11 protein-coding genes are annotated in these 15,410 nt (G+C 42.2%); 7 read left to right on the top strand and 4 right to left on the bottom strand.

Annotated features, from left to right (window positions below; all coding sequences use genetic code 11):
* Window positions 1–181: 181 nt before the first annotated feature.
* Entirely contained in the window at window positions 182–922 is a 741-nt protein-coding gene (locus ACHUGF_RS11765; RefSeq protein ID WP_394131405.1) for a FadR/GntR family transcriptional regulator, read from the top strand.
* Window positions 923–1,468: 546 nt separating this feature from the next.
* On the opposite strand, the gene ACHUGF_RS11760 is transcribed toward ACHUGF_RS11765, so the two are convergent.
* Entirely contained in the window at window positions 1,469–2,623 is a 1,155-nt protein-coding gene (locus ACHUGF_RS11760; protein WP_394131404.1) for a methyltransferase, read from the bottom strand.
* Window positions 2,624–2,772: 149 nt separating this feature from the next.
* On the opposite strand from ACHUGF_RS11760, the gene ACHUGF_RS11755 reads away from it, so the two are divergent.
* Window positions 2,773–3,186, top strand: coding sequence for a hypothetical protein (locus ACHUGF_RS11755; RefSeq protein ID WP_394131402.1), 414 nt, complete (start codon window positions 2,773–2,775; stop codon window positions 3,184–3,186).
* Between the two features lie 81 nt (window positions 3,187–3,267).
* Window positions 3,268–5,151: an ABC transporter transmembrane domain-containing protein gene (locus ACHUGF_RS11750; protein WP_394131400.1), complete on the top strand. Its 1,884-nt coding sequence runs from the start codon at window positions 3,268–3,270 to the stop codon at window positions 5,149–5,151.
* Between the two features lie 39 nt (window positions 5,152–5,190).
* Here the strand turns inward: ACHUGF_RS11750 and ACHUGF_RS11745 are convergent, their stop codons facing one another.
* A complete protein-coding gene (locus ACHUGF_RS11745; RefSeq protein WP_394131399.1) occupies window positions 5,191–6,789 on the bottom strand; it encodes an AMP-binding protein in 1,599 nt (532 codons plus the stop codon).
* Window positions 6,790–7,247: 458 nt separating this feature from the next.
* On the opposite strand from ACHUGF_RS11745, the gene ACHUGF_RS11740 reads away from it, so the two are divergent.
* The 3 genes from ACHUGF_RS11740 to ACHUGF_RS11730 all read left to right on the top strand — a co-directional run bounded on the left by ACHUGF_RS11740 (window position 7,248) and on the right by ACHUGF_RS11730 (window position 12,251).
* A complete protein-coding gene (locus ACHUGF_RS11740) occupies window positions 7,248–9,863 on the top strand; it encodes a TonB-dependent receptor plug domain-containing protein (RefSeq protein ID WP_394131397.1) in 2,616 nt (871 codons plus the stop codon).
* Between the two features lie 340 nt (window positions 9,864–10,203).
* Window positions 10,204–10,872 (top strand): TetR/AcrR family transcriptional regulator, encoded by a 669-nt coding sequence (locus ACHUGF_RS11735; protein WP_394131395.1) that lies wholly within the window; start codon window positions 10,204–10,206, stop codon window positions 10,870–10,872.
* Window positions 10,873–11,003: 131 nt separating this feature from the next.
* A complete protein-coding gene (locus tag ACHUGF_RS11730; RefSeq protein WP_394131393.1) occupies window positions 11,004–12,251 on the top strand; it encodes an NADH:flavin oxidoreductase/NADH oxidase family protein in 1,248 nt (415 codons plus the stop codon).
* Between the two features lie 119 nt (window positions 12,252–12,370).
* Here ACHUGF_RS11730 and ACHUGF_RS11725 read toward each other — a convergent pair whose 3' ends face one another.
* Together ACHUGF_RS11725 and ACHUGF_RS11720 are read right to left on the bottom strand one after the other, a co-directional pair.
* Window positions 12,371–12,757, bottom strand: coding sequence for a hypothetical protein (locus ACHUGF_RS11725; protein WP_394131391.1), 387 nt, complete (start codon window positions 12,755–12,757; stop codon window positions 12,371–12,373).
* Between the two features lie 217 nt (window positions 12,758–12,974).
* Window positions 12,975–13,907 (bottom strand): LysR family transcriptional regulator, encoded by a 933-nt coding sequence (locus ACHUGF_RS11720; protein WP_394131389.1) that lies wholly within the window; start codon window positions 13,905–13,907, stop codon window positions 12,975–12,977.
* A gap of 172 nt (window positions 13,908–14,079) precedes the next feature.
* On the opposite strand from ACHUGF_RS11720, the gene gltS reads away from it, so the two are divergent.
* Entirely contained in the window at window positions 14,080–15,276 is a 1,197-nt protein-coding gene (gene gltS / locus ACHUGF_RS11715; RefSeq protein ID WP_394131388.1) for a sodium/glutamate symporter, read from the top strand.
* Window positions 15,277–15,410: the final 134 nt, after the last annotated feature.

The following is a 15,410-nucleotide window of genomic DNA, read 5'->3' as shown; positions in this document are numbered from 1 at the left end:
CCATATTGTTATGCCAATTGTTGATGGTTTGCTGCTATTGTGTTGGGGAATTTATTTTGTTTTGGTATGACAATTGGCTGGCATTGACTAATATAGTTGGCTATTATCATTAAATAATATGTTTGCCCGTGGTCATTTTGTCGATATCATGGCGATTATTAGATGGTGTAAAGGAATAGATATGAAAAACCGGCGATTATTTTGGCGCATAGTTGAAAAAATTGAATCTGCGATAGAGCAGGGAGAGTACGCTGTTGGTAGCCGGTTACCACCTGAGCGTGAGCTGGCTGAAAAGTTTGATGTGAGTCGCCCTACTGTCCGTGAAGCCATTATTGCACTTGAAGTTCGTGAGCGTGTTGAAGTTAAAACAGGTTCAGGTGTTTATGTGGTAAACACCAACCAGCAAGATGTGTTTAAGCAGAAAATTAATGCCTTTGAGCTAACCCAAGCTAGAGCCTTGGTTGAAGGGGAAATAGCCTCTTTGGCTGCGCAAAATATTACTGAACAAGAATTAGCTAAACTGCACCACACCTTAGTTATGATGGAAAATAAGCAATATATTGAAGAAGCCGATCAACAGTTCCATCAGATTATTGCTCATGCCACTCGTAATGGTGCTTTGATTAACGCTTTTGATAATATGTGGGCGCTACGATCTTCCAGTCGAGAAATTGTCGATGATTACGACATGGTATGCAGCACAGATAATGCCAAAACCTTAGCTGAACACACCGCCATCTATCAGGCCTTACTGGCCCATGATGCACCGAGAGCTCGTGTGGCGATGCATGAGCATTTTAATAGATTAATCAATGTCTTATTTGACAAGATTGAAGCGCAGGCTTTGGAAGAGGTGCGTCGTAAGAATAATGCTAATCGCGATCAATACTCTATTGATAATCTGCTCAATACGCGTGCATAATGCCATGTTGAATGAGCTGCTATAACGCTGAAAACATCCCAGAAAAAGTCCGAAAAAAAGCCTCTTAAAACGACTTTAAGAGGCTGACAAAGGAAGGATTTAATAGTTAGCGACCAGCAAGTACATTAAATCCATTCAACACCCTTTTGAGCAAACAAAAGGTCAGAGAGTCTTTACAAGGCTACCAAGAGCGAGATTTTATTGAGCTCATCCCACTATTTGTCCCTTTCAGTGCATGTCACTACATGGCCGATATCACCTTAGTTGTGGTCAGTGATCTCTGCATTTGACTGTAATGTGGTTAATATTAACTTGATACTCTCTAAAGCCATCAATAAACCGTACATGATGACACTGATACTAGTATTGGAATGATACTATTGTCAACCAATTGTTATTTTTGGCCTGTCAATAAGATCTTTTTTTGTGATTATATATCCACACTGTCATACCAATGGCTGAGTTAGTGAGTTCAAAATATACGCAAGCTTATACTTGACTAAGTTAGTCTGGTATAGGCTTGTAATATTGAATTGGTTAGATCGGCTAGTTAGTTTTTTGCGCTTGTAAAATGACAAACTTGCCATTAGAAGCAATCGTCTGACAATTTTTAAAAATGCGTTTTAGTTTGATGTGATAACCCAAGTGGCGGTTACCTACAACATGCAAGATCCCGCCAGCAGCAAGTCGCTTGTTAGCATCATTGAACATCTGCCAAGCAATATGATCCGTAATGGCTTCACCTTGATGAAACGGTGGATTACACAAAATAAGATCAGGACTGATATGTTGGTCTAGTTGGCTCAGGCAATCAGACCACACAAAGTGGCCATCTTCATCAGTAAACAGTGGCTGAGTTGATTGATTTTGTTGCCAGTTATGTTTTGCTGATGCGACTGCCATATCTGAATCATCTACAAAATAGATTTTGGCTTGCGGGTAGCGCTGTTTGGCGTGTAACCCCAAAATGCCATTACCACAGCCTAAATCAACAACATGATTAAACTCGCCTTCGGGAAAGTGGTCAAGTATCGCGCGGGCACCAATATCTAACTTAGTAGCAGAAAATACATTAGCTAAGTTACTCATAGTTAGGTTTAAGTTAGGGACTTGCCAAGTGCTGGCATCTGGCGTGTCTCGTTTTATCCCATCGCTGATGCACTCGATTACGCGTGTTTTTTTCCAGGTTAAGCTGGCGCTGGCTGGACCGAAATGGCTACTTATGGTCTGCAGTAAAGCTTTATTTATCAGTTTGGCTTTAGCGCTGATTAACACCTTAGTGCCTTGGGGTAATATTTGAGATAAGCGTTTGAGCTGATATTGAAAGTAATTAAGATTCTTGGGCAGTTTCATTAATACCAAGCCAAGGTCAGCTTGATAAGCATCGCGGCTATTTAACCAAGTGATCTGGCTGTGGCAAAGCTGATTGAGTGCCAAATTTTCTTTGATACCTAATTGGCTGGTTTTCGTGTCGGTTTCTACCGAGATGGGCCAATCAGCATTTATTGAGGTAAGTGCGCAGGTTAATGCGCCAAAACTGTCATTGATTACTGCGGTATTTACGCAAGCCTGCTCTGTTTCTTTCAGGTACTTTATAAGATGTTCATCAGCAGCATCCCAAGCTTGAAGATTCGAAACTTGTTGCTTAGGGTAGCGGTGAAGAGTGAGCTCAATACCTGATGAAGAAAACCCAGTGGTCATATATACGCCTTACTATCAAAGAGCGCGCTATTATCTCAGAAATCACTATGGGGTGCGAGTACTGCCTTGATTGCTATTGTAGTTTGGCTTGAGTAACATCAAGGCTTGATAAGCTTCAATTGTATTCACTCAATCAATTAAGGATGATTATGCAAGGTGCAGGTGGAACATCAGGCGGTATTGGCCACTTTTTTATCGGTCTCATTATGATGTGTGGCGGTTTTTACATGCTACTAAAAGCGATTAAGGTCACGAGTACGTTTGGCTTTGGCTATAGTCTTTATCAATTTGGTGGTATGAACCTCACCAGTGGTATGATCATGATCCCTTTCATGTTTGGCGTCGGACTGCTGTTCTATAATGCCAAGAATATCCTAGCTTGGGTGCTGACATTCGGCTCATTAACCGGCTTAATCTTCGGGGTGATCAGTTCAATTAACTTTAGGTTCACCCATATGAGTGCCTTCGACTTGATCGTCATTTTAGTACTTAGTGTGGGTGGTCTAGGGCTATTTTTGCGCTCATTGAAGACGATTGATAAGCAGTATAGTAACAGTAACTAGAATGATGGTTACTCGATTATCCATCATAGTGGGTGACTTCAATGGTGACGCATAATCAAATCATTTGTGAGGCCATTTATCGTGTCGACTTCCTCTCCTCAGTCCGTTTTTAGCTGGGTAGTTTCCTTCTTATCACCCTATAAACTACGGGTTATAGCTGCGATTATCTTCTTGTTAATTGGCTCATTGGCTTGGTTATCCCTCGGTCAAGGGGTGAAACTGATGGTCGATGAGGGTTTTGTTAGTGACAATAGCCACCGATTAAATCAGATTATTTTGCTTATCATTGGCATTACGGCCATTAGTGCCAGTGCTGTTTTTTGCCGGTTCTACTTAATGACATGGTTAGGTGAACGAGTCAGTGGTGATATTCGTAAAGCGGTTTATCAACACTTATTACGCTTATCACCGGGATACTTTGCAGATCAACGAACTGGAGAAGTGATCTCCCGCTTTACTGCGGACAGTACGTTGTTGCAGTCAGTGGTGGGCTCTAGTTTATCAATGGCGCTGCGTTCCAGTGTCACAGTATTGGGCGGCATCATCATGATGGCGTTTACCAGTGTTAAATTAACCTTGTTGGTGTTGTTAGCTGTCCCTCTTGTATTAGTTCCTGTGAGCTTTTTTGGCAGACGAGTGCGCTCGCTTGCACGAAAAAGCCAAGATAAAGTAGGGGATTTAGGGGCTTATATTGATGAAACCTTACATGAAATTCACACTGTACAAGCCTATACCCATGAATCTACTGATAGAAGCTTGTTCTTCCAACGTGTTGAAGCCGTTATGGCTGCAGCAAAAGCAAGGATCTTGTTTCGATCAATATTAATTGCTTCAGTTATGTTTCTCAGTATTGTGGCAATTGCAGGCGTCACTTGGGTGGGCGCACAAGATGTAATGCAAGGCAATATTAGCGCAGGTGAACTATCTGCCTTTATGTTTTATGCCGTAATGGTAGCTGGTTCTGTTGCCACTATCAGTGAGGTTTATAGTGAAATCCAGCAAGCCCTTGGAGCCGCTGAACGTTTAGCCGATTTAATTAACACCCCTGTTGATATTCCAAGCCCTGCCCACCCGGTGCCTTTTACCAAACCAATGACTGGCGAAGTGAAAATCAATCAGCTTGATTTCCATTATCCATCTGAAGTAGATAGCAATGCCATTGATGGATTAAACCTGCATATTAAAAGTGGAGAGAGAGTGGCGTTGGTTGGGCCAAGTGGAGCTGGCAAAAGTACGTTGTTTGAATTGCTTATGCGTTTTTATCAGCCTCAGCACGGTCAAATATTACTAGATGACATTGATATTGCCCAGTTGGATTTAGCGCAGTTACGTCAGCAATATGCATTAGTGCCGCAAGAGTCGGTTATTTTTGCGTTGAGCGTGCAGGAAAATGTGCGTTATGGCCGACCAGATGCGACGTTGGAGCAAGTGAAGCAAGCGTGTGCAGCGGCTAAAGCCGATGAATTTATTGAACAGCTTTCAGAAGGGTATGATACTTACCTTGGCGAGCGTGGGGTGAAACTGTCTGGTGGGCAAAAACAACGGATTGCCATTGCCAGAGCAATACTGGCCGATAGACCTATTCTCCTGCTTGATGAAGCGACCAGTGCATTAGATGCAGTAAATGAGCAAAAAGTGAAACTGGCATTAGATACGTTAATGCAAGGGCGTACTACCTTGATTATTGCCCACCGTTTAGCCACTGTGGTGAATGTAGATAGAATTTTAGTGATGGATCAAGGACAGGTTGTGGCCAGTGGTAGTCACCAGCAATTGATGCAGCACAATGCTTTATACCGTAAATTTGCTAGTTTGCAGCTGTTAGATTTAGCGCAGTCGGAATCTGGGGCTGATATAACAACTACCGATATAACTGCTACTGATACAGACACTGCTGAAACCGCAACTACACCAACAGTAACGGCACAAACCTCAACGGCACAAACCTCAACGGCACAAAACTAGGTAGGATTGTGCCGCTGTTATAACTGGTTTACCTGTAAATTACTTTCTCAGTTCGCGGCGCAGGATTTTACCGACGGTACTTTTGGGTAATTGTTCAGTAAACTCAATGATTTTGGGTACTTTATACGCGGTAAGTAACCCTTTACAGTACTGGCGAATTTCAGCCTTAGCAGCATCTTCATCATCCACGGCATGGGTTAACACTAGCACGGCTTTTACCGCCTCTCCTGAGTGCGTATCTTCAATACCAACCACGGCACACTCCATCACATTGTCATGCTTGGCGAGGACATCTTCAACTTCATTTGGATAAACGTTAAAGCCGGAAACGATAATCATGTCTTTTTTGCGGTCAACAATAGTATGGAAGCCATCATCAGATGCCACCGCGATATCGCCCGTTTTAAAGTAACCGTCTTGAGTCATCACCTTGGCTGTTTCTTCTGGTTTGTTCCAGTAACCTTGCATGACTTGAGGTCCTTTCACTGCCAGCTCACCTGCTTGACCAATGGCGACTTCATTATCATCCATATCCAGAATTTTAACGTCAGTGCCCAGCACTGGCTTACCTATCGTGCCCAGGCGTTGATGCCCTGGTGCATTAAGGCTAACCACTGGTGAGGTTTCAGAAAGGCCATAACCTTCAGAGATCATGCAACCTGTTGTCGTTTGCCATAGCTCGGCTGCTGCACTCGTGAGCGCCGTACCACCAGAGATGGTGATGGTCATGCGACTAAAATCAAGCGCTTTAAATTCTGGCTGATGACATAAACCAACAAACAAGGTGTTGAGACCGGCGAAACCAGTAAAAGGGTAACTCGCCATGGTGTTGATAAGTCCTGCAATATCCCTTGGGTTTGGGATCAACACTGAGCAGCTTCCTGATTCAAAATACAGCACGAGGTTAACCATGAAAGCATAAATATGATAAATCGGCAGCGGGGCAACGAACACATCTTTGCCTTCGGTCATGGTACTGGCAATGCGTGATTTCACTTGAGCTGAATTGGCGAGTAAGTTCTCATGGCTAAGCACCGCGCCTTTGGATAATCCAGTGGTACCCCCCGTATATTGCAGAGCAACAATATCTTGTTTATTTGGCGTGACAGTTTGGTAGGGCAGAGCATCACCTTGCGCTAATACTTGTAAAAAGGGCACTGTGTCAAAGCTCACTTCCGGTTGGGCTTGTGGGCTCAATAAATCTGCTGGATGAGTCGCAATGACCAGCTCTAACTCAGTTTGTTTGACAACATTTTCAAGGGTGGGAAGTAAATCTGACAGTACCACTAGGGCTTTAGCACCTGAGTCATTAAATTGATGGATAAGCTCACGTTCCGTATAAAGCGGGTTGGTGTTTACCAGTACTAACCCAGCACGCATAACACCATAGGCGGCAATGACAAATTGGGTAATGTTTGGCAATTGAATCGCCACTCTATCACCGGCCTCTAGCCTAGGGTCTGCTTGCAAAAATGCGGCAAACTGGGTTGATGCTTTGTCTATGTCTGCAAAGGTTGAGTTATGTCTTAAACAGGCATAAGCAATATTATCGGGGAATTTCTTACACGCTTTGTCTAGTAAATCAACAACTGAACTGTATTGATTGAGGTTGAGAGATGCATCCTTGTCATATGCCATGCTGAGTTCCTTCGTTATGAATTATTATTTTGGAAATAGGTTATAAATTAAACGCCCGTTTAGATTAGTGAGTTTATTAGGGGCAGGTCAAATGAAATCGTACTGGGTGCAAATCATGTAATTCATATGAGGTTGTAGTTTAAATGTACAGTGTTTAAGGGGGTGTTTTAGTTATATCTTTTATCCAATCGAGTTGTGGTGAATTAAAGTGCTGGCTTTTGGTGTTGCTGCAGTTGTTTGTTTTACTGAGCTGCTCGCGCCACTACACCTTTGCAGGTGTGGTGGTGGTACCAGTGCTAGCTAGTAAGTATTGGCTAAATTAGGTTTTTCTTATAAATTAATAGTTTTTGTTTCATTATTGTTATAGAAATGTTTTTAGGCGATCAGCCTTAGAGATATTCCGGACGAGAAGTAAAAGGATGTCAAAACATAAAATATAATGATTAGAGATAATAATAATGACGAAATTAACAAACAGGAAGTTTGGACTGAATAGCATCAGTATTGCTATTTCAATGGCCTTGACCGGGTCGATGTTGAGCATGTCATCTTATGCTGCAGAGGAAGAAGTCGCAGTTGATGATAATGTCGAGAAAATTGCCGTTGTCGGTTCGCGTTCTGCTCCTCGATCCATTGGTGATTCCCCCGTACCTATTGATATTATTAGTGGTGATGAGATCCGTAAGTCGGGTAATTCAGACATGCTAGAGCTATTGAAAGGCTCAGTACCTTCTTTAAATGTTCATTCAAATCCAATTAGTGATGCCGCCACGCTTGTCAGACCAGCTAATTTACGTGGTCTCTCTGCTGATAGCACATTAATCTTACTCAATGGCAAGCGCCGTCACCGTTCTTCAGTGATCACTTTTCTTGGTGGTGGGATCAATGATGGTGCCCATGGCCCAGATATCTCAGTTTTTCCTAGTATCGCGCTAAAGCAGGTAGAAGTACTGCGCGATGGTGCAGCTGCACAATATGGTTCAGATGCCATTGCGGGGGTAATGAACTTTGTATTACGCGATGATGCGGATGGTGGTGCTATTGAGGTGAAAACCGGCCAATATTATGAAGGTGATGGTACGGCGACAGAAGTGTCAGGGTATGTGGGGATGCCTTTGACTCAAAATGGTTTTGCTAACCTCAGTTTTCAATATAAAAATGCAGATGCGACTAGTCGCAGTGAGCAGCGCCCTGATGCTGCAGCTTTTGCTAATGCAGGTTTAAATGTCGATAACCCTGCGCAAGTGTGGGGTTCACCTGAAATTAAAGATGATATTTCACTGTTTGCTAACCTCGGCTTAGATTTAGATGAGCATTCTCAAGCTTATTTGTTTGGTAACTATTCTAAGCGCGATGTAAAAGGTGGTTTTTACTATCGTAACCCGCACAATCGTGGGGGTGTTTACTCAAATGATGATGGTGCAACTTTGCTAGTGGGAGATTTAACGCCAGGCCCCGTCGGTCAAATCAATGATGGCTTAGGTATAGGAGACGGAATTGATTGTCCGGTCATTCCAATCACATCGGCAAATGTAACCACACAGCAAAACTACATTGATGGTATTCAAAATAACCCAAATTGTTTTGCTTTTAATGAAATGCTCCCAGCGGGTTTTACGCCTAATTTTGGTGGTGAAATTGTTGATACTTCATTGGTCGCGGGAACCAAGGGTGAGTTTCAAATTGATTGGTTACAAGGCATTACCTATGATTTTAGTGGTTCATACGGTAGTAATGCCTCTCGTTACTTTATTTATAATACCGTCAATGCATCACTAGGCCCTGATACCCCAAGAGATTTTAGCCCTGGAAAAGCGATTCAAACTGAGTGGAATGTAAATGCCGACTTCGTCAAGTATGTTGATATGGGCTTATCTGGTGATGTGAGTTTTGCAGCGGGTTTAGAATGGCATGATGAAACCTATGAAATTGTAGCCGGTGATGAGGCATCATTTAAAGTGGGTCCTTTGTTTGACCAAGGATTCGGCATCGGTTCGAATGGTTTCCCAGGTTATCAACCTTCTGCGGCAGGTGAATTTAAACGTAAAAACAAAGCCATTTATTTAGACTCAAGTGTCCCGTTTACGGATAATTTCCTTGCCGAATTTGCAGTTCGATTCGAAGATTATGACTCGTTTGGTTCAACCACAAACTACAAAGTCGCCGCTAACTGGAACATTATTGATGAGTTTGCCTTACGCGGTTCATTCAATACAGGTTTTAGAGCGCCAACGGTTGGTCAAAGTAATGTGAGTAATGTACAGACAAACTTATCAAACGGTGCTTTAGTGGACTCTGCGTTATTACCTCCGACAAACCCAATATCACAACAGCTTGGCGGTACAGAGTTAACGCCTGAAGAGTCAATGAGTTATACATTTGGGGCTGTCTATACTCAAGGTGACTTCTTCTTAACGGCGGACTACTACAACATTGAGGTGGAAGATCGTATTTCTCAATCTGAGAAAATTGAATTGTCAGAAAGTGACAAGGATGCGCTCAAGGCTGCGGGAGTGCCCAATGTTGATGGTTTATCCCAAGTGAGCTTCTTTACCAATGACTTTGATACAACCACTCAAGGTATCGATGTCGTCGCTAACTATACTGCTGAAATACTAGCCGGTGATGCGACTTTCTCGTTGGCATACAACTGGAACGAAACTAAGGTAGACCGCTACTCTGAAATTACAGGTGATTTTAAAGTTGCCCGTTTAGAGAAAGATTTACCGAATCATCGCGCGACATTTACATGGGGGCAGAGCTGGGAAAGTGTAGGCATGTTCACTCGCTTAAACTACTTTGGGGAATACCAAGGCGTGCATGTGGACTATGATGCAACGGCTATTATGGCGGATCCTGCTGTTACTGTTGATATGGAGTTGAGCTACTTTATTAATGATGCATTTACTATTGCTATTGGTGCGCAAAACATTTTCGACCAACAGGCAGAAAAGTTAGCGTTTGAAGAGCAAACCGGTATTCCGAACAATAACTGGGGTGGCAAGTATTACGAAACCTCTCCTTATGGTTTCAATGGAGGCTATTACTACGGCAAGCTAAGTTACCGCTTCTAATATTTTTATTTAGTAGTATTTTTAAGGCTGCACTCGCAGCCTTTTCTTTGCCCTGCAATGGGTATTCTGGCTCATGTAAGTCAGACAGTTGTCAGCATGCCTGCCCTTAAGAATATGATTCAAAATAAGCCATCAACAACTCATTCAACTTGTCTACTGACTAGCTTTCAAAAACCGATTCACCTTGCTTTCAACAAGCCTGTTGTCGTTGTGTTCAGCATCATTAGTTGCATTAAAAGACGACCGTCTGTAAACTCTGTTTATTAAAAGACGATCGGTCATAAAGCGGATGTTCGTCTGCAAGTCTCATTAAATATATGGGTGAAACGGTAGTTGAATTATGGCAAGACCACGTAAAAGTGAACCAACGCGATTAGCGCTTTTGCAAGCTGGCATGGCTTTGCTGACGCTCAAGGGCTATCACGGTACTGGCATTAAACAAATCTTAGATGAAGTAAATGTGCCTAAAGGTTCGTTTTACAACTTCTTCGACAGTAAAGCGGATTTTGTCGCTGCGATTATTCGTTATTATGGCGAGCAGATCTCAACAGAGTATCAATCGCTTAAAGCCGACGTTGCTCATTTGCCCGAGCTGAGCCAGCTGCAGTTAATTTTTAAGAGTAAAGTGGCTCGGCGTCAGGCAGATAGCCCAACCTGCGCTTGTTTAATTGGGGCAATGTCTTCAGAGATTGCCCAGTCGAGCCAAGTGTGCCAACAAGCTCTGGTTGAGATTGAGTCCCAGTGGCTAAGCCAACTTAGCGGCCAATTCATGCAAGCACAACTGCAGTTGGATGTTCGACAAGATATGCGCCCTGAACAATTGGCGCGACTGTTTTACAACCATTGGCAGGGGAGTTTATTGCACTATCAGGTATGTGATGATGTGCAGGTGATCATCACGGCTTTGGATGACTTCTTATGCCTAGTCGCCACTGAGCAAGGGGTAATTAATCTGAAGCAAACTAGGGTAGCGGTTCAAGTTACAGAGCCAACTAAAGCCATAACTTAAGTACTCATCACTTTTACCACGTTAGATTGTTATTTTTGCTACGACAAACTTTAGCCAAAAGCTGGGTCGATAAGTGAAGCAGTAGCGGATGAGTTCATTTTAGTCAGTAACCATGACTTACAAGGATAAATATGTCTTCAACGGAAAATGTAAAATCAGTGCACTTGCCACAAGCAATTGCGGTTACAGCGCAATCAAGCAGTAAAAATCGTTTATTTAAATCTGCGATGAGTGAGCAAATGGGTGATGCCAATTACCAACCAACAGCTGAACTTGCTCACTTATATCAAGTTTGGGCGCAAGGTGGCACCGGGTTGCTAGTGACGGGTAATGTCATGATAGACAGAACGGCGTTAGGTGAGCCTAAAAATGTGGTGCTTGACGATAAATCTGATTTAGCAGATTTTAAAAAGTGGGCGAAAGCCGGTACACAAAATAACACTCAGTTATGGATGCAGCTTAATCATCCTGGAAAGCAAACACCTAAGTTTTTAAGTCCAGAACCTGTGGCACCTTCAGCGGTTCCATTAGCCAAAGCATTACAAAGTAGTTTCAATACTCCTAGAGCGATGACTGAGCAAGAAATTGAAGCCACTATTGAACGATTTGCTGTTGCTGCAGAACGCGCTATGCAAGCCGGCTTCACTGGTGTGCAAATCCACGGCGCTCATGGTTACCTTGTTAGCCAGTTCTTGTCGCCACATCATAATCGCCGTGAAGACAAATGGGGCGGTAGCCTAGAAAATCGTATGCGTTTTGTGCGTGAAATATATCACGCTATTCGCCAGCGGGTGGGAGACAGTTTTCCTATTGGTATTAAGCTTAATTCAGCTGACTTCCAAAAAGGTGGTTTTAGCGAAGATGACTCGATGCAAGTGATGCAAACCCTTGAGAAAGATGGGATTAATTTGTTAGAGATTTCTGGCGGAAACTACGAAAACCCAAGCATGATGGGGGCCAAAGTAAAATCATCAACCATCGCCCGTGAAGCTTATTTCTTAGAATATGCAGAGAAAGCTAAGCGGTTATTGTCAATTCCACTAGTGGTAACGGGTGGGTTTCGTTCTAGTCAGGCGATGGAAGATGCATTAAGCAGTCAAGCGACTGATATGATTGGTATCGCTCGTCCATTGGCGGTTGATCCAGATTTATCAAATCGTTTATTGGCTGATGTTCACTACAAAGTCGCATTAAAGCCGTTATCTACGGGGGTGAAAGCCCTCGATTTTATGGCGATGCTAAATATCACTTGGTATGAACAACAACTTCACTTGATTGGTCGTGGTAAGTCGCCTAATCCGAATATGAGTGCATGGTTGTCTGTGATGCGCACCTTTGCAGGTATGGGCAGTGCAGCGTTTAAAAAGCGCCGAGCTTAATTTGTTGGCTTATTGAATATACAAACCAGTAGGCAGTCATGACGATTAAACTAAAAAACGAATACCTTAGGTATTCGTTTTTTGTTTATGCTAGCACCCAACACAAGGCTGCAGAGTGATTAACTTGCGCGGGATTGCTCTAGGCAATAATCACGCACTTTTAACACTTGGTAAATAGGTTCAGCATCTAAATCTGATACTCTATTTTCAAAGTTGACCTCTTCAAGCCAGAAAATATCAACTAATAGGTGAATATCTTCTGCCAATTGATCGAGTTGCTCCTTGGTCATATTTAGGACGCTGTTGCCCCATGCTGGAGCGATATCGACGATAATCAGACGACCATTAAGTTCGATAGTGATACGCTCGATTTCTTCCGCACCGGTTTTATTTACCAAGACTACATTACAAAGGCCTTCTCCCACATCAAATACGTGGTATGGGCGGTCGTGAAGGTATACCTTTTTTTGGCCGTAATCTTCTTTTAATGATTTTTCGATATTCAATGTCTTCACCCTCGTATTGGAATGAGGATAATGTAGTGATTTTATGGTGGAGAAACTATGAATTAGAGATATTCATTTTTGAATGGGTCACTAAATATGTGGATCTGGTTTGTTTACAGTGTTGCTGCTAAATAATGTGGCTTTCAGTTGCTGCTTTTATGGTGAAAACCGTGGAAATAAATGGCAGTAAACCTTGATGAATACTGCCTCGTGAATGCTAATCTGGCTGAATGATTGAGTTGAAAAATGATTGAACAGTTTGGTGGATTTGCTGGTTTAGTGGGTACCCACGTTTAGACTGTAAATAGCCGCCAGACACACTGACCCTTTTAAGTTCTACTGGCATTGTTTTCGGTAGTGGATAGCAAGCTAGCTTGTCATTGTTATTTACCATGTAGCTACTGCTAAACATAATTGCATCAGACGATTCAAGTTTTGACATGGCAATGTTTTCGTTGTGAGTCACTAAAATTGTATTGGCTTTGTAGCCTTTATCTAAAAAGATATCTTCAAATGGCTCGTGCAATTGCGAAGAATTATCAGACACCAAAATAATCAGTGGCAGTTGATGAATATCTTGCCATTCACTTGATTGACTTAATACGGGATGATCTTTTCGAGCGACTAAGCTTAGTTTTATATCTGATAAGTGGTGAGTGTAGATATCTTGAGGTAATGGTAAGAGCGAGTAGTGGATCATGTAGTCGACTTCTCGGTTAATTACCTGTTCAAGTGAGGAAGAATGCCAATGTACCAGCTTTATCGTAGCATTGGGTAATGCTGCATCAAGTGCTTGATAGAGGCCATTGCCGAAAGTTGAAATTATGCTGATTTCAGCACTAATAACAATTTTGTCACTGTAGTTGAGTGGATCAAAATTTTGGTAAGAAGCTAAAACATTAGCAAAAGGTGTGAGCATATTTTCAGCGGCTTCAGCCAGTTTTTCAGCAAGCTCTGATGGCTCAACGCCGTGGGCTTTACGAATAAATAGTTGATCACCGAAGGTTTCGCGCAGTTTTGCCATACCTCGACTAACACTGGTTTGCGAGACACCTAAAACTTCTGCAGCCTGTGAGGTGTTGCGAGTTTCAACTACAATTTTAAGCAGTTTCAGTAGATTTAAGTCCAGCTGTTCTAATTGATTTGACATGAAGTAGGTAATTCCAAATGGATCAGAGACTTGAACTCATCTTAGCATAGCTATTTAATAGTCTAAATAAGTGAAATGTAAACAAGATCAATATTCGTGAAATGCCGCAGCTATGGAAAATTTCACGATACTTTTTAAATTGAATCGTAAAACTTCAGGAGTTTTATACACAATGCAAGTATTAGAAATTGATGCTTTTTTAGCATTCACCTTTGCCATAGTGCTGCTGTTCGTCGGTAAGTTTGCCACAATGCGTTACGAAATGTTAAGAAAATACAGTATACCAGAACCTGTGATCGGTGGTTTTGTTTGTGCATTGACTGTGGCGCTGGTGTATTGGATTTTCGATGTCACGATAAGTTTTGATTTGGAAATACGTGATACTTTATTGCTGTATTTTTTTGCTGGCATTGGTTTGAGTGCAAGCTTTAAAACATTAATAGCTGGTGGAAAACCGTTATTGATTTTGCTAGTACTGGCGATTGTTTATATCATTTTGCAAAACGTGGTAGGCGTGAGCGTAGCGACTATGTTAGGACTTGAACCCATTATTGGTTTAATGTCTGGCTCGATTTCCTTGATCGGCGGCGTAGGTACCACGATGGCATGGTCACCGACCTTTGCTGAAATGGGTATTGAAGGCGCCGCAGAAATTGGTATTGCCAGCAACACCATAGGTTTGATAGCAGCCTGTTTAGTGGGTGGTCCGATAGCCAATTACTTAATTAATAAACATAAGCTTAAAGCCAACCAGGACCATGATCTTGATATTGGTGTTTGCCATGATGAAACATTGAAATTGGATCATTTCGGTTACCTTTATGCTTGGTTAATGCTCAACTTAAGCTTGATTCTGGGCCATTTTATCGATATTGGTATCAGCAGCATGGGGTTACAGCTACCCATGTTCGTATCCTGTTTAATTGCTGGTATCTTAATCGGTAACTTTAAATCCGCAGTTTTGAAGAAAGAAACCAGTCATAATGCGCAGCAGGGGCAGGCGTTGATTTCCGATATTTGTTTGGGAATGTTCCTTACCATGGCATTGATGGGCTTAAAGCTTTGGGAATTACAAAGCTCTATAGTTTTCCTAAGTATTGTGATGTTCTTGCAAATAGGCATATCCATTGCTTTTACCATCTTTGTGGTATTTCGAATGATGGGCAAAGACTATGAAGCTGCAGTAATAAGCTCTGGTTTTGGTGGTATCACACTAGGTTCCACAGCGACCGCGATTGTGAACATGACTGCAGTTACTCAACAATATGGTGCGGCTCATAAAGCCTTTATTATTGTGCCATTAGTGTGTGGTTTCTTTATTGATATTGCCAATGCATTAATTATTAATAGCTTTATTCAATACCTGTAATTATTAGTAAAATCGAGATAATAAAACGCCTTAGCGGATAACCGCTAAGGCGTTTTATGTTTTCAGCCCTAAACCACCTACTTCAGTAGGTGGTTATCATCAATTAGGGTTTGCCTGTATCTTTGTTTGTATGG

The sequence above is a fragment of the Shewanella maritima genome (assembly GCF_043643735.1).
GTDB lineage: Bacteria > Pseudomonadota > Gammaproteobacteria > Enterobacterales > Shewanellaceae > Shewanella > Shewanella maritima_A.
The sequence above is the reverse complement of the archived record's forward strand: the minus strand, read 5'-3'. Positions and strand labels throughout refer to the sequence as shown.

Excerpts from the sequence above, each read along its gene's own strand:
- ACHUGF_RS11760 (WP_394131404.1), bottom strand. The coding sequence starts at position 2,623 with ATGACCACTGGGTTTTCTTCATCAGGTATTGAGCTCACTCTTCACCGC.
- ACHUGF_RS11735 (WP_394131395.1), top strand. The coding sequence starts at position 10,204 with ATGGCAAGACCACGTAAAAGTGAACCAACGCGATTAGCGCTTTTGCAA.
- gltS (WP_394131388.1), top strand. The coding sequence starts at position 14,080 with ATGCAAGTATTAGAAATTGATGCTTTTTTAGCATTCACCTTTGCCATA.
- ACHUGF_RS11755 (WP_394131402.1), top strand. The coding sequence starts at position 2,773 with ATGCAAGGTGCAGGTGGAACATCAGGCGGTATTGGCCACTTTTTTATC.
- ACHUGF_RS11765 (WP_394131405.1), top strand. The coding sequence starts at position 182 with ATGAAAAACCGGCGATTATTTTGGCGCATAGTTGAAAAAATTGAATCT.
- ACHUGF_RS11745 (WP_394131399.1), bottom strand. The coding sequence starts at position 6,789 with ATGGCATATGACAAGGATGCATCTCTCAACCTCAATCAATACAGTTCA.
- ACHUGF_RS11730 (WP_394131393.1), top strand. The coding sequence starts at position 11,004 with ATGTCTTCAACGGAAAATGTAAAATCAGTGCACTTGCCACAAGCAATT.
- ACHUGF_RS11740 (WP_394131397.1), top strand. The coding sequence starts at position 7,248 with ATGACGAAATTAACAAACAGGAAGTTTGGACTGAATAGCATCAGTATT.
- ACHUGF_RS11720 (WP_394131389.1), bottom strand. The coding sequence starts at position 13,907 with ATGTCAAATCAATTAGAACAGCTGGACTTAAATCTACTGAAACTGCTT.